The sequence below is a fragment of the Streptomyces sp. NPDC058469 genome, assembly GCF_042721125.1.
Lineage (GTDB): Bacteria > Actinomycetota > Actinomycetes > Streptomycetales > Streptomycetaceae > Streptomyces.
Genome location: NZ_JBHXME010000020.1, coordinates 30940 through 44000 on the forward strand (window position 1 = coordinate 30940; position 13061 = coordinate 44000).

Annotated in this window: 13 protein-coding genes and 1 pseudogene; 5 read left to right on the forward strand and 9 right to left on the reverse strand. The window is 70.1% G+C overall.

From position 1 onward, the window contains the following. Position 1 precedes the first annotated feature (1 nt). The 3 genes from ACFWP5_RS12805 to ACFWP5_RS12815 all read right to left on the reverse strand — a co-directional run bounded on the left by ACFWP5_RS12805 (position 2) and on the right by ACFWP5_RS12815 (position 3379). The gene (locus tag ACFWP5_RS12805; protein WP_384154367.1) at positions 2-1273 is read right to left on the reverse strand and encodes an alpha-L-fucosidase; all 1272 of its coding nucleotides are present in this window, start codon (positions 1271-1273) and stop codon (positions 2-4) included. A 161-nt stretch (positions 1274-1434) separates the two neighbouring features. After that, a complete protein-coding gene (locus ACFWP5_RS12810) occupies positions 1435-2673 on the reverse strand; it encodes a hypothetical protein (protein WP_384154369.1) in 1239 nt (412 codons plus the stop codon). A gap of 274 nt (positions 2674-2947) precedes the next feature. Then, positions 2948-3379, reverse strand: a complete 432-nt coding sequence (locus tag ACFWP5_RS12815; RefSeq protein WP_384154371.1) for a hypothetical protein — start codon at positions 3377-3379, stop codon at positions 2948-2950. Between the two features lie 260 nt (positions 3380-3639). Between ACFWP5_RS12815 and ACFWP5_RS12820 the strand changes: the two genes are divergently transcribed. The 3 genes and pseudogenes from ACFWP5_RS12820 to ACFWP5_RS12830 form a co-directional block, all read left to right on the forward strand. Continuing rightward, positions 3640-4170: a PadR family transcriptional regulator gene (locus ACFWP5_RS12820; RefSeq protein WP_384154372.1), complete on the forward strand. Its 531-nt coding sequence runs from the start codon at positions 3640-3642 to the stop codon at positions 4168-4170. Positions 4171-4258: 88 nt separating this feature from the next. After that, a complete protein-coding gene (locus ACFWP5_RS12825; RefSeq protein ID WP_384154373.1) occupies positions 4259-4837 on the forward strand; it encodes a hypothetical protein in 579 nt (192 codons plus the stop codon). Further along, positions 4737-5615, forward strand: a pseudogene (locus ACFWP5_RS12830) (SpoIIE family protein phosphatase); the annotation flags it as partial. The gene ACFWP5_RS12825 and the pseudogene ACFWP5_RS12830, both read left to right, overlap by 101 nt. A gap of 26 nt (positions 5616-5641) precedes the next feature. Here ACFWP5_RS12830 and ACFWP5_RS12835 read toward each other — a convergent pair. The 6 genes from ACFWP5_RS12835 to ACFWP5_RS12860 all read right to left on the reverse strand — a co-directional run bounded on the left by ACFWP5_RS12835 (position 5642) and on the right by ACFWP5_RS12860 (position 11415). Continuing rightward, entirely contained in the window at positions 5642-6673 is a 1032-nt protein-coding gene (locus ACFWP5_RS12835) for a LacI family DNA-binding transcriptional regulator (RefSeq protein WP_384154375.1), read from the reverse strand. A 9-nt stretch (positions 6674-6682) separates the two neighbouring features. After that, positions 6683-7378, reverse strand: a complete 696-nt coding sequence (locus ACFWP5_RS12840) for a nucleoside/nucleotide kinase family protein (RefSeq protein ID WP_384154377.1) — start codon at positions 7376-7378, stop codon at positions 6683-6685. Continuing rightward, entirely contained in the window at positions 7375-8271 is an 897-nt protein-coding gene (locus ACFWP5_RS12845; protein ID WP_384154379.1) for an ATP-binding cassette domain-containing protein, read from the reverse strand. The genes ACFWP5_RS12840 and ACFWP5_RS12845 overlap by 4 nt, the downstream gene beginning before the upstream one ends. Beyond that, positions 8268-9284 carry an ABC transporter permease gene (locus ACFWP5_RS12850; RefSeq protein WP_384154381.1) on the reverse strand — a complete coding sequence of 339 codons (1017 nt, stop codon included), beginning with the start codon at positions 9282-9284 and terminating at the stop codon, positions 8268-8270. The genes ACFWP5_RS12845 and ACFWP5_RS12850 overlap by 4 nt, the downstream gene beginning before the upstream one ends. 3 nt (positions 9285-9287) lie before the next feature. Beyond that, on the reverse strand, positions 9288-10298 hold the full coding sequence (locus tag ACFWP5_RS12855; protein WP_384154383.1) for a substrate-binding domain-containing protein: 1011 nt from the start codon (positions 10296-10298) through the stop codon (positions 9288-9290). A gap of 151 nt (positions 10299-10449) precedes the next feature. Further along, the gene (locus ACFWP5_RS12860) at positions 10450-11415 is read right to left on the reverse strand and encodes a DUF1152 domain-containing protein (protein ID WP_384154385.1); all 966 of its coding nucleotides are present in this window, start codon (positions 11413-11415) and stop codon (positions 10450-10452) included. Between the two features lie 38 nt (positions 11416-11453). Here ACFWP5_RS12860 and ACFWP5_RS12865 point away from each other — a divergent pair, with 38 nt between their 5' ends. Further along, entirely contained in the window at positions 11454-12374 is a 921-nt protein-coding gene (locus ACFWP5_RS12865; protein WP_384154387.1) for a sigma-70 family RNA polymerase sigma factor, read from the forward strand. Positions 12375-12448: 74 nt separating this feature from the next. After that, a complete protein-coding gene (locus ACFWP5_RS12870; RefSeq protein WP_384154389.1) occupies positions 12449-13006 on the forward strand; it encodes a dihydrofolate reductase family protein in 558 nt (185 codons plus the stop codon). Positions 13007-13061: the final 55 nt, after the last annotated feature.

Here is a 13061-nt window from a genome sequence, read left to right on the forward strand (position 1 = left end):
CTCAGTCCCGACCCGCCCCCCGGTACACGTCCAACTCCCCGTCCAGCTCGACCGCCAGGACCGTCGCCCGCTCGTCCACGTCGGCCGCGCCAGGGGCGTCGATCCACGTCACGCCCGGCACGTCACCGAGGCCGCCGATGACGTCGTGGCCGAGTTCGGCGCCGGTGCCGAGAACGGTGACCCGCCTGACGGGCGTACGCAGGCCGCGCACCGACACCGACTCGCGCGGCGGATCGAAGCACACCAGGTACAGCGTGCGGCGGTCGGCGGAGAGGGTGCTGGGCCCGTAGTGGTGCCCGGCGGGCAGACCGGCGACCGTGCCGTACACCGCCTCGGAGTGCCGGGCGATCCACCCGCCGAGCCCCTCAAGTCGCTCCGTCTGCGCGGGCGTTATCGTCCCGTCCTCCCTCGGGCCCACGTCGAGCAGCAGATTGCCGCCCATCCCGATCGTCTCCGTGAAGTAACGCACCAGCTGCCGCACCGACTTGTGATGCTCGTCCTGGTGCTGGAAACCCCATGAGTCGTTGACCGTCAGACACAACTCCCAAGGCCCGTCCGGGGCTTGCAACGGCACCCCTTGCTCGGGCGTCGCGTAGTCGCCGTAGCTGAGCATGCGGGCATTGAGGACGGTGTCGGGGTTTCCGGCGAGAATCTGCTCGGCCAACTCCCGCATGCCCCACTGCTCTTCGCTGCGCTCCCACTCGCCGTCGAACCACAGCAGGTCGGGCCGGAAGCGGTCGACCAACTCGCCGACCTGGCCGTTGCGGTAGGCGAGGTAGCGGGCCCAGGCGGCCGGGGACTCGTGGCCGGGCCGTGCGGAGGCGTACGGGTTGGTGCGTGTCTCCTCGTCGGGCGGATGGGGGTGCACCGTGCTGGCGTAGTCGGGGTGGTTCCAGTCGGAATGGGAGTAGTACAGACCGACGTTGAGACCTTCCTCGCGCAGCGCCTCCGCGTACGGCCCGATCAGGTCACGGCCCGCCGGGGTGCGGCGGACCACGTCCAGGTCACCGTGGGCCGAGTCCCACAGGGCGACGCCGTCGTGGTGACGCGCGGTCAGCACCGCGTACTTGGCACCCGCCCGCGCGAACAGCCGTGCCCAGGCCCGAGGTTCGTAGCGTGCGGCGGTGAACCCGTCGAGCTGCCGCATGTACTGGCCGTGCGGGACCTGGCCCGTGTAGAACGACCAGGACTCCGGCACACCGTCGACGGCGTAGATCCCGTAGTGGACGAAGATGCCCAACTTGGCATCGCGGAACCAGGGTTGCATCGGCATGCCGCCAAGCTAGGCCGGGGTGCGGCGGGGGCGCGTGGGCGCTGATCACCAATAGTGGTCTATTTTCACCACCGGCATTGCGCTGCGTAGGCCTTCGGCATACCCGAGGGGCCTGGGAGTCATTTGAGGAACGACGTTTCCTCGGCCCCGACACCGATCGCCTACTGCTCCTCGGCCGAGCGACCGCCGTCACTCGGCGGATCAGCACGGTCGCTGTCGGTCGGCGGCGCGGGGCGCAGAGCCTTCGTCGCGTCCCTCAGCCGACCGAACGTCCGCTGGAACGGCGACCCGCCCGGCGGAGTCGGCGCTCCGGGCACGGAGGCGCCGGCGGAGTCGCGCAGCGCGGCCAGCGCCTCGTTGGCCCGGTCCGCGGACTCCCGGTACAGGTCTCGGGACTTCGTCATCGCTTCGAGCGCCTCGGCGTACATGGCCACGAGCCTGCGCTCCCGGGCCAGTTCCTCCTCCATCGTCATCAGCTTCCACTGCTCGCGCAGCGCGGTGACGGCCTCCTGGCCGCCGTCCGGCAGGGGACGCGCGGAGGCGGCGTAGCGGCAGAGCACGTCCACGAGTTCGGTGGGCTCGGAACCGTCGAGGAAGACGCTGCGCACCGAGAAGTCGCGCACGTCGTAGGAGGGCGCCACCGGACTGGTGGGCAGCACCACGGCACCGCCGCGCGGCACCTGGAAGTCGAACTCGCGCAGCAACGCCCAGTTGACGGACCGTAGTTGGTCGGGTGTGGCCCGGTGCTCCACCACGCGGTGCTGGAGGCTCGCGGGCAGCAGTCGCGCCAGGGGCAGTCGGCCTTGCGCGTCCGGGGTCATGGCCTCGTGCACGACGACGTGGATGCTCCAGCCGTCCTGCGCGCAGCTCCGGAACAGGCGCCGCAGATCCTTCTCGTCGGAGGGCAGCGGATTGACCTGCCGGAAGCGCAGCCCCGGAACCGTCACATGGTCCCAGCCGGCGTCCGCGTCCTCGGGCCAGAACATGGTCGCGGGGGAGGGCCACCGAGGATCCCAGACCCGCTCGGCCTCCGCGACCAGGACCCACTCCTGACCCTCCGCCGAGACGGAGGCGGCAGAGCCGGAACCAGGGCCGGAGCCGGGCTCCGGGACGTGCGGAAGCGTCAACCGTGCCCGCACGGTCACCGTCCCCTCGACCCGCCACCGCGCCTCGAAGACCCGGTCGAGCGGATCACGGACATGATCGTGATCCTGACTCTTGTCGGCATCCCGATCCTGGTCCTCGTCGGGTTCCAGGTGGTCGTCGATGACCTCGCGGTCCTTGAGCCGTTGCAGCTGTCGCCGTACGACATCCGCGGCGTCGTCGGACCCGACGTAGCGGCCGCGAGCCAGCCACACCGTGTGGGGGATCGTGGGCGGAGCTGTGGAGGAGTTCGACATAGGCCAATCTGCGGGCGGGGGCGGTGCTGACCCACCAGTATCACCGTCGGAGATCTTGGCGGGTCAAGCGGGGGGTCGGGCAGGGGTCGTGGAGTCTCGTATGCCCGATTTTCCTGGGATACCGCGCGAGCATACGCGCGGGGTGTGATCGGTTCACTCCGGGCGGGCGGGTTTCACGCGTGCCTCTGACGTGGACCTGTCCCCAGAATGGTGGGGCGGACGGGACCCGCCCACCATCCGCTCGGGGCGGGTCCCTTCCGTGTGCCACCGGGACTCACCGACCCCGACGCCTGTCCACGGCGCCCGGCCGGGACGGGACGCCCGGTTCGGGCGGGGGCGCGCTGAACACGGCCGGTACCGAGCGGGCGCTCGTCGCGGACGGCGCCTTCAGCGGTACGACCGTCTCCTCGCGCGGCGGCCGGGTGCGTGGCAGCGGCTTGCCGACGACGCGGGTGTGCGTCATCAGCGAGGCGCAGGCCGCGCAGACCTCGGAAAGGGTCCACACCTGGCCGACCGCGGGATCGTGGCGCAGCACGAGCAGCACCGAGCCCGAGCAGTCGACCCGGGTCCCCTCGTGCGCCGCGCACCGCTGGCGACGGCAGCCGCAGGCCGCGTCGGGGCGTACGGTCGCCGCTCTGACATGGGCCGCCGCATGGGCTTCGGCGAAGCGGCGCAGGGCCGCGATGTCACGCGACCGGGCCGGCATGCCGCACCCGGAGGAGCAGCTGACCGAGGCGGTACGGTCGCGGTGACCTGTGATGCGAATAGTCCAGGTACGCCCGGGTCGACGGGCTGACGGGGCGTCAGGGTACGCGAGAGCCAAGACCACAGTTCCTTTGAGTGGAGGTGTTCACGCGGAAGAGGCGCTGAGTTGAGGGCTAGCTGAGTTAGAACTACCCGTCGCGGGGCAGTTCACATCATTTGCGGACCCCAAGTATTCGTTCGACACCGCGATACGGTCGCCGCATGTCTGACGCGCGGCTGACCACCTCCTCGTTCCTCGTCCTCGGCATCATCGACAGACTGGGCGAGGCGAGCCCGTACGACGTGAAGACGGAGGCCGCGCGTACGGTCGCGCCGTTCTGGTCGGTGCCGCACGCGCAGGTGTACGCGCAGTGCGACCGGCTGCTGGAGGCCGGACTGCTGTTCCAGGTACGGCGGGAAAGTGGCCGTAACCGCCGGGTGCTGACCCTCACCGGCCAGGGCCGGGCCACCCTCCGGAGCTGGCTGGACGACCCGGAGTTCGTGCCGGTCGAGGCCAGGGAGCGCGGCATCCTCAAGCTGTGGTTCGGCGGGCGGCCCGACGTCCTCGCCCCGGTCCAGCTCGGCGAGCACGAGAGGACCCTGCACGGCTACGAGGAACTCGCCGACGACGTGGGCGGGTTGCTGACCCCGGGACAGCACGAGGCGCTGGAGTTCGGCATCCGGTACGAGCGGATGATGGTCGACTTCTGGCAGTGGGTACAGCACCGCGGCGAACGGGCGCAGGACCGTTGACCCCGACGGCGCCCGCCTCTACCGTCTCGATAGTCCAGAAGAGACCATCGAGGGCCGGGCCGAGGCCATGAGCCGGCAGGGGGCCGCCGTGCGTCGTCCGACGAACAGCACCTGGCGCCGCGCCACGATGATCGCGGTGACGGTCGTGTGCCTGGCCTACGCGCCGATCGCGATGACCGAACTGTGGCCCTACGCCCGCCCCGGCGCCCCCGCTCTCGGCGAATGGGTCATGGGCCGCGTCGTCTCCCCGCGCTACGTCACCGACGCCCTCGTCGGCCGGATCGAGCCCTACCGCCACAGCCTCGTGCCGATGATCGTGCACTCGGTCCTCGGCGGCGCCTTCATGCTGCTCGGCCCCGCCCAACTCCTCACCGCCGCACGCCGACCCACCCGTCTGCACCGCACGCTGGGCGCGGTCTTCGCGGTCACGGTGTACGTCTCGATGGCCGGCGCCGGGATCCACCTGGCGCGCACGGCCCCGAAGGACGCGTTCAGCGGCCCCGCGTTCTGGATCGTGCTCGCCACCCTCCTGGTCGGCACCGTCCTGAGCGTGAGCTTCGGCATCCTCGCGCCTGCGCACCGCGGTGCAGACGCTCGCGGACGTCGACCTGCCGCCCGACGAACTCCTGGCCCACCTCGACGACCTGGTCCTGCGCCTCGGCGGTGACGACGAGAACGGCGGCCGTGGCGGCGCCGGTGAAACCGGGGCGACCTGCCTGTACGCCGTCTACGACCCGGTGTCGCGCATACTGACCGCCGCCAGCGCCGGCCACCCCCCGCCCGTCCTCGACCTGCCCGACGGCACCACGAGAGTGGTCGACATCAGCGTCGGCCCGGTACTGGGCGTGGGCGGCCTGCCCTTCGAGACCACCGAACTCGAACTGCCGCAAGGCACCCTCGTCGCCCTGTACACGGACGGGCTCGTCGAGGCCGTCGACCGTGACCCGGACCTCGGCATCTCCCGGCTGCGGCAGGCGCTGACGGGCTCGCACTCCACGTTGGAGGACCGCTGCGACCAGGTGCTCTCCGCCCTGGTGCTGGCGCGCACGAAGGCCCTGGACGCCGACCACGTCCAAGTCTGGGACCTGGCCGCCGACTTCGAGGTCGTCTCCGAGGCCCGAAGGCTCGCCGCCGCCCAACTGGACGCCTGGGGGCTGACGGAGGAGGGCTTCGTCACCGAACTGGTCGTCAGCGAGCTGGTCACGAACGCGATCCGCTACGGCGCCGAGCCGATCCAACTCCGCCTGATCCACGACCGTACGCTCATCTGCGAGGTCTCCGACGGCAACTCCACCTCGCCCCACCTGCGCCCGGCGCGGATCTTCGACGAAGGCGGCCGAGGCCTGCTCCTGGTCGCCCAGCTCACCACGAGCTGGGGTACCCGGCACACCGCGACCGGCAAGACCATCTGGGCCGAACAGGCGCTGACACCGACCACGGGCTGACCGACCGGCCCGCGATCCCTCGTCCGTCAGGAATCGGACGGCGGGCAGCCGCACGATTCGCGGTGCATGAACGCCGGATTGATGGTGACCTTGCGCGGTGGCAGCGTGGGGGACGTGATCCGGGACAGGGCCATGGAGACGGCCTGTTCCCCGATGGACAGGGCGGGTTGGGCCATGGCGGTCAGCCGCGGGTGGAAGAGGTCGGCCCATTCGAAGTCGTCGAACGACACGAGGGCCATGTCGCCGGGCACCGTCAGACCGGAGTCGCGCAGAGCGCGCATGGCACCGATCGTCATGCGGTTGTTGCCCACCACCAGAGCCGTGGGTGGCTCCGGGAGCGACAGGAGCTGCCCGATGGCCGCTTCCGCGCCCTCTTCGCTGGAGTCGCCGTCCACCGCGTAGGACGGGTCGGCGTCGATGCCGTTGCGGCGCAGGCCGAGCCGGTAGCCGTCGCTGCGTTCAAGAGTGGTGGTGAGGCCGTCACGTCCGATGATCATGGCGATGCGGGTGTGTCCGACGGACGCCAGATGGTCCACGAGGATCGCGGTGGGTTCGGTGTTGTCGACGGCGACCTGGTCGACGGCGGCGGGAACGAACCGGTCGATGGCGATGACGGGTACGTCGACCTTGTCGGCGTACCTGATGGCCTGGGCCCCGTCACCGGAGGCGGCCAGGATGATCGCGCTGACCCTGCGGCGCAGGAGCTCGCTGACCGCCTTGATCTCCGTGTCGGCCTCGTCGTGGGTGTCCGCCATCAGCACCGAGTAGCCGGCGGCCGAGGCGTGCCGGTCGATCCCGTGCACGACGTTGCTGAAGTAGGGGTTCGACAGCGCGGACATGGCGAGGCCTATGGTCCCGTACCCCGTGCTGTCCAGGGCGCGGGCGACCGGATCGGGAACGTAACCGGTTTCGGCGACGGCATCCAGCACGTTGCGCACCGTCGCCGAGGCCACCGGCCGGGTCTTGTTGAGCACATGCGACACCGTCGACACGGATACGCCCGCCCGACGGGCCACATCGGACATGGTGGGTGTCTGCCGGGGTGCTCTGCCTGCCATGTCCGGATCTTATCCAAGCTCGCCGAGCACGAGGTCAGCCCGTGAAACGGTGCTGCGGATGAGGGCACTGGTGTCCTCGTCGACCCCAAGGGCCTTGGCGCGTGCGGCATCAGGGGTGAAGCCGTGGCTGATGTAGCGGCGGACGAGCCGCTCGCGCCGGGGCTCCGGAAGGGCATCCAGGAACCAGGTCTCGTCCAGCAGGTGCTTGGCCCGCCGCCAGGGATCCCGCGTGGCCAGCAGGAAGTTGCCGTCGACAATGACCAGTTGGTGGTGTGCCACGACGTCGACAGCCCCCGACACCGCGTCCTCAAGGTCGCGGTCGAACTCCGGCCACCACACGGTGTGTTCGGTTTCGGCGCGCGTACGGTGCAGGAGGGCGACGAAGCCGTCGGCGTCGAAGGTGTCGATCGTGCCCTTGTCGGCCATCTGCCCCCGGGCCTCGATGACCTTCTGGGCGAGGTGGAATCCGTCCATGGACACGGCCACCGCCGACCCCGGCTGTTCCTTGTCCAGTCGGGCCAGGAGTTGTTCCGCGAACGTGGACTTGCCGGCTCCGGGCTCGCCGACGATGCCGAGGAGCGCCCGGCCGCTTCGGGCCAGGTGCAGGGCCCGCTCCGCGAGGGCGTCGAGGGAGGGGTTCCCGTAGAGCGGGGTGCCGCTCGGGCCGGTCTGCCCGCCGGTGCGGTGGCTGCCGGTGATCGTCATTCGGGGGACTCCGACGGGTGGGGGGAGGCGGGCTTCTCCTCGGGCATGTGCTGAGTCGTGCTCTCCAGGAGTGTGCCGTCGGCTCCCATCCGCAGTGCGCCGGTCATCAGGCCCACCACTTCGGTCATCGTGCGGGTCTTGGGCGAGACCACGGCGACGCGCTTGCCCAGGCGGTGCACGTGGATGCGGTCGGCGATCTCGAAGACCTGTGGCATGTCGTGGCTGATGAGGACGACGGGGACGCCTCGGTCGCGGATTCGCGCGATGAGGTCCAGGACCTGACGGGACTCCCGCACGCCGAGGGCCGCGGTCGGCTCGTCCATGATGATCAGCCGGGTGCCGAACATGGCTGCCCGAGCCACCGCCACCGCCTGCCGCTGGCCGCCGGACAGGGTGCCGACGAGCTGGGTGATGTCCTGGATGGTGGCGATGCCGAGCCGGTCGAGCTGCTCGGCGGCCTGGGCGCGCATCCTCTTGTGGTCGAGCATGCGCAGCCCCGAGCCCAGGAAGCCCTCACGACGCAGGGGTCGGCCGAGGAAGAGGTTCGTGGCGATGTCCATCTGCGGGGCGACGGCAAGGGTCTGGTAGACGGTCTCGATACCCGCCGCGCGTGCGTCGCGCGGCCCGTGGAAGTGCACCGGCCGACCGTCCAGTTCGATGGTTCCCGCGTCCGGGACGAGGGCTCCGGTGAGGGCCTTGATCAGGCTCGACTTGCCCGCGCCGTTGTCCCCGACGACGGCCAGGACCTCACCGGCGCGGATCTCGAAGTCGGACTCGCTGATGGCCACGACATTGCCGTAGCGCTTGACCAGTCCGCTCGCGCTCATCACCACGTCGGCGGTGTGCGGCGCGGGCGCCTGGGCGGACGCGGCGTCTGATCGGGGCTGGTTCATGCTGCCCTCCTGCGGACGACACGGTCGACCGCGACGGCGACGATGACGAGGATGCCGGTGGCGACCTGCTGGTAGAGGCTGTCGATGCCGGCCTGGGTCAACCCGTTGGTCAGGACGGTGACGACCAGGGCGCCCAGGACGGTGCCGGGGATGCCGCCGCGCCCGCCGAAGAGACTGGTGCCGCCGATCACCACGGCGGTGATGCTGTCCAGGTTGCCGGTCTGGAAGGCGTTCGGGTCGGCGTTGGGGATGCGGCCAAGTGCCTGCCAGGCGGCGACGGCGTAGACGAACCCGGCCAGCACGTACACGCTCAGCAGGGTGCGCCGGGTGTTGATGCCGGTCAGTCTGGCGGCTTCCTCGTCGTCGCCGACGGCGTACACGTTGCGGCCCCAGGAGGTCTGGGTGAGCAGGAACCACAGACCGACGACGAGGACGATCGCCACGCCCATGCCGTACGTGACCTCGATCCGGCCGAACAGGTAGGAGCGCTTGCCCAGGAAGGTCAGCACACCGGAGGAGACGGCGAAGCTCTCACCGTTGGCGAACAACTGACCGGTGGCCGTCAGCACGCTGAGCACGCCGAGGGTGACGATGAACGGGGGCAGCCGCAGCCGGGTCACCAACGTGCCGGACACGGCACCGATGGCGGTGCACAGCACGACGCCGACAAGGAGGGCGAGGCCCCCGGGAAGGGAGTGCTGGCCCAGCTTGGCGATGACGAGGGTGCCGAGGACCATGATGGCCGCGTTGGCCAGGTCGATGCCGGCGGTCAGGATGATGAGGGTCTGGCCGAGGGCGAGCGTGCCGACGACCAGGAACTGCTCCACGATCAGCGACCCGTTGTCGAGGTTGAAGAACGTGTTGGTGGTCAGCGCGAACACGATCACGGCGATGACCAGGGCGGCCAGCGGGCCCGCCGCGGCGTTGCCGAGGATTCGCGCGAGCAGCGACTTGACCGGGGGCCGGGCGGCGGGGGCCTCGGGCGTCGCGGGGGAGGTGTGCGTGGTGGTCACGGATCAGCCCCAGCAGTTCTTCAGACCCCAGGCGGTGTCCTTGGAGTCCAGTCCGGCCGCGGGCTTGTCGGTGATGAGCTGGGACCCGGTGTCGACGAACCCCGAGGGCTTCTTGTTGTTCTTGGCGAAGTTCACGACGGCGTCGACGCCGTCCTGCGCCATCTTCTTCGGGAACTGCATGACGGTGGCGGCGAACTTGCCGCTCTTGACGTTGGCCACACCCGTGCAGGAGCCGTCGATGGAGCCGATGACGACACCCGTCTTGCCGCTCAGCGCCTGAGCCGCGCCGGCGGCGGCGGGCTCGTTGATCGTGTAGACGGCGTTGATCCCGTGGTCGCGCTGGTACAGGTTCTCCATCGCGGTCTGCGCCTTGGTCTGGTCACCGTTGGTGACTGCGGTCCCCTTGATCTCCGAAGAACCGCTCGTGAGCCCGAAGCCCTCCAGGAATCCCTTGTGCCGCAGGTCGTCCACGGTGGAGCCGGGCGTGCCGTCGAGCAGCACGACGGCGGGCTTCCTGCTTCCCAGGGCGGCCTTGACGTACTTGCCCTGCTTGACGCCCGCGGCCTGGTTGTCGGTGGCGAACGTGGCGTCCACGGCACTGGCCGGATCGGTCGCGGTGTCCAGCGCGATGACGAGGACGCCCTTGTCGCGGGCGGCCTTGATGGCGCCGAGTACGCCGGTGGAGTTGCTCGGAGTGATGAGGATGCCCTTGACGCCCTGGGTGACCAGGTTGTTGATCGCGTCGACCTGGCCCTGGTTGTCACCGTCGAACTTGCCCGCCAGGGCGATGAGCTTGGCCCCCTTCGCGTCCGCCTCGGCCTGCGCCGACTCGCGCAGCTTGACGAAGTAGGGATTGCTGTTGGTCTTGGTCACCAGCCCGATGGAGACCTTGCCACCGGAGGAGGCGCCGGTGTCCGACCCACCGCTCTTGGTCGACGTGCACCCGGCGACCAGCAGGGCCGCTCCCGTCACGGCGATGACCGGCACTCTTGAGGGGAATCGCAGATGTCCCATGATCTGCTCCTTTCGGCCGTACAAGTCTCCGTCGACCTGCGGGCTGTCGCACAAGCTAGCCGGTGGAAACGCGTCTGCATAGGCATTGCGCAAAGCTTTGCGGAGCTTGTCGTGTGCCCTCTCGGTGAAGGAGACGGTCGATTCCCGGCGGTCAGTGGGGATAGGCGCGCGGTGGCCGCTGTCGGGGCAGTTCGTCGCGGAACTCCTCGATGAGGGAGCTCACTTGGCGGATGAGCGCGGTCCGCTCCAACCGGTCGAGATAGAGGTTGCGGCGCGCGAGCCCCGGCGCGTCCACGCAGAAGTACAGCGCCATCAGCGGATTGATGAACAGCTCCCCGCCGCGCGTGCGTTCGGTGAAACGGACGTCACCGAAGTCCCCGCGTACGGCCGCCGCCACGGAACCGTTGACGATGCTCGGATGGTCCGGCGTGCACTCCTGGGCATGAGCCACCGCATCGAGATACAGCTGCCCCTCGCGGCTCTCACGCGGCACGGAGAACGCGCCGAGATAGGCACCCTCGCGATCGAGTGCGGCCAGATTCTCCAGCACCAGCGAGTGGCTGACCCCGTGATACGCGTCCACTCCGAACCCGAGGCACGCCACCAGCCGCGCCGGCACCTCGTCGAGCCCGTTCACCGCCGCGAGGCTGACCATGTCCTCCTCCGGCGTACCCAGCCCGTGCTCGTCGCCCCGCATCAGGATGTCGGTCCCACCGTCCACCAGCACGACGGCGTCGACACCGCCGAGATGCCCGATCAGCGTGCGGTACGCGTCCCGCAGCGGCCGCACACCGGTCAGGGGGAACGCGTACACCGTGGACGGCATGTCGCGCAGGTCGAGCCACCGTGCAAGGGACCGCTCGGGGAAGTAGTCGCCGCGTGCCTCCGTGTCGGGGCGTACGGCGGCGACGTCCTGGTCCACCCACACGTCCTGGTCGAGGCCGTACAGATCGGCGAAGGACAGGTTGGCGAGGTGCACCTCCTTGCCGGCCGAGCGCAGGGCGAGGGCCAGCGGCAGCCCGGCGTAGACGTCGAAACCGCCGCCCGCACCGGCGACGAGTATCCGGCGCGCGTCGCGCAGGCGGGAGAAGAACGGAGGTTCGAGGAGGGAGAACACCGGGGGACGTTAGCAGGCCCGTACGCCATGATGGGCGGGTGGACTTCGAGCCGTACCGGGGCGAGTTGGTGGCGTACTGCTATCGGATGCTGGGCTCGTTCCACGAGGCCGAGGACCTGGTGCAGGAGACGATGCTGCGCGCGTGGAAGGCCCGCGAGCGGTACGACCCCGCACGCGCGTCCATACGGACCTGGTTGTACCGCATCGCCACCAACGTGTGCCTCACCGCGCTCGAAGGACGGGCACGCCGACCCCTCCCGTCCGGCCTCGGCGCACCGAGCGAGGACCCCGGGACACCGCTCACCCCGGCGACCGACATCCCCTGGCTGCAACCCTTCCCCGACGCGCGCTACGACGTGGAGGCCCGCGCCGACATGCGGCTCGCGCTGATCGTCGCCCTGCAACGACTGCCCGCGCGGCAGCGGGCCGTGCTCGTACTGCGCGAGGTGCTGCAGTTCAGCGCCGCCGAGGTCGCCGACCAGCTCGACACCACCGTCCCGGCCGTCAACAGCACACTCCAGCGCGCCCGCGCGACCCTCACGGACGTGGGCGACGGCGACACGATCGCCGAACCGGACGACCCCGGGGCACGCGAGGTCGTCGACCGCTACCTGCGGGCGTTCGAGGCGGCCGATGTCCCCGCCCTGGTACGGCTGTTGGCGGACGCCGTGGTCCTGGAGATGCCGCCGCTGCCGCTCTGGTTCCGGGGCACCGAGCACTACGGCGCGTTCATGCGCCGGGTCTTCGAACTCCGGGGCGCGGACTGGGCGTTGAGGCGACTCGTCGCCAACGGGCAACCAGCGCTTGCCGCGTACGCGTCGGGCAGCGATGGAGACCGGTGGCTGCACAGTATTCAGGTGTTCACGGTCGCCGGCGGACGCGTCACCCGCAACGTCGTCTTCACCGATCCGCAGGTGCTGGCGGCTTTCGACCTGCCGCGACGGATTTTCTCGGACTGACCGCGCCCGCACCGATGAGTTCGGCCGACGCCGCCGGTACGTACCGGTGAGCACCGACCGAAAGGACACCCATCATGAGCGTCATCGTCATTCAGTTCACCACCCTGGACGGGATCGTGTCCGACCCCGACGGGTCCGAGGGCACCCCGAACGGGGGCTGGATGTTCCGCTACGGCCGAGAGGCGATCGGCGGCGACAAGTTCCGGCTGGGCAGCACCCTCGACGACGGGGTCATGCTGCTCGGCCGCAGGACCTGGGAGGCGTTCTCCCAGTTGTGGCCGGGCCGCGACGACCCGTTCGCCGCGCGGATGAACGCCGGGAGGAAGCTGGTCGCGTCCCGCACCCTGACCGATGTGTCGGCGTGGTCGCATTCGAGCGTCCTCGACGGCGACCTCGTCGACGCCGTGAAGCGCGAGGAGCGGGACGTCATCGTCATCGGCAGCCTGAGCGTCGTACGCACGCTGATGGCGGAGGATCTGGTCGACGAGTACCGGCTGATCACCTTCCCCACAGTCGTCGGCACCGGCGAACGGCTCTTCCCGGCGGGCGGTCCGCCCGTCCACCTGGAGTGCCTGGCGGCGGAGGAGGCGGGGCACACCGTGTTCGCGCGGTACGGCAGGACCGCGAGCTGACATGCGCGAGGGGCCCGGCGGTACGGCCGCCGGGCCCCTCGGTCTCAGCTGTGCG

Coding starts and splice junctions, on each gene's coding strand:
- ACFWP5_RS12870 (WP_384154389.1), top strand. CDS start 12,449: ATGAGCGTCATCGTCATTCAGTTCACCACCCTGGACGGGATCGTGTCC.
- ACFWP5_RS12855 (WP_384154383.1), bottom strand. CDS start 10,298: ATGGGACATCTGCGATTCCCCTCAAGAGTGCCGGTCATCGCCGTGACG.
- ACFWP5_RS12845 (WP_384154379.1), bottom strand. CDS start 8,271: ATGAACCAGCCCCGATCAGACGCCGCGTCCGCCCAGGCGCCCGCGCCG.
- ACFWP5_RS12810 (WP_384154369.1), bottom strand. CDS start 2,673: ATGTCGAACTCCTCCACAGCTCCGCCCACGATCCCCCACACGGTGTGG.
- ACFWP5_RS12815 (WP_384154371.1), bottom strand. CDS start 3,379: ATGCCGGCCCGGTCGCGTGACATCGCGGCCCTGCGCCGCTTCGCCGAA.
- ACFWP5_RS12840 (WP_384154377.1), bottom strand. CDS start 7,378: ATGACGATCACCGGCAGCCACCGCACCGGCGGGCAGACCGGCCCGAGC.
- ACFWP5_RS12820 (WP_384154372.1), top strand. CDS start 3,640: ATGTCTGACGCGCGGCTGACCACCTCCTCGTTCCTCGTCCTCGGCATC.
- ACFWP5_RS12835 (WP_384154375.1), bottom strand. CDS start 6,673: ATGGCAGGCAGAGCACCCCGGCAGACACCCACCATGTCCGATGTGGCC.
- ACFWP5_RS12805 (WP_384154367.1), bottom strand. CDS start 1,273: ATGCCGATGCAACCCTGGTTCCGCGATGCCAAGTTGGGCATCTTCGTC.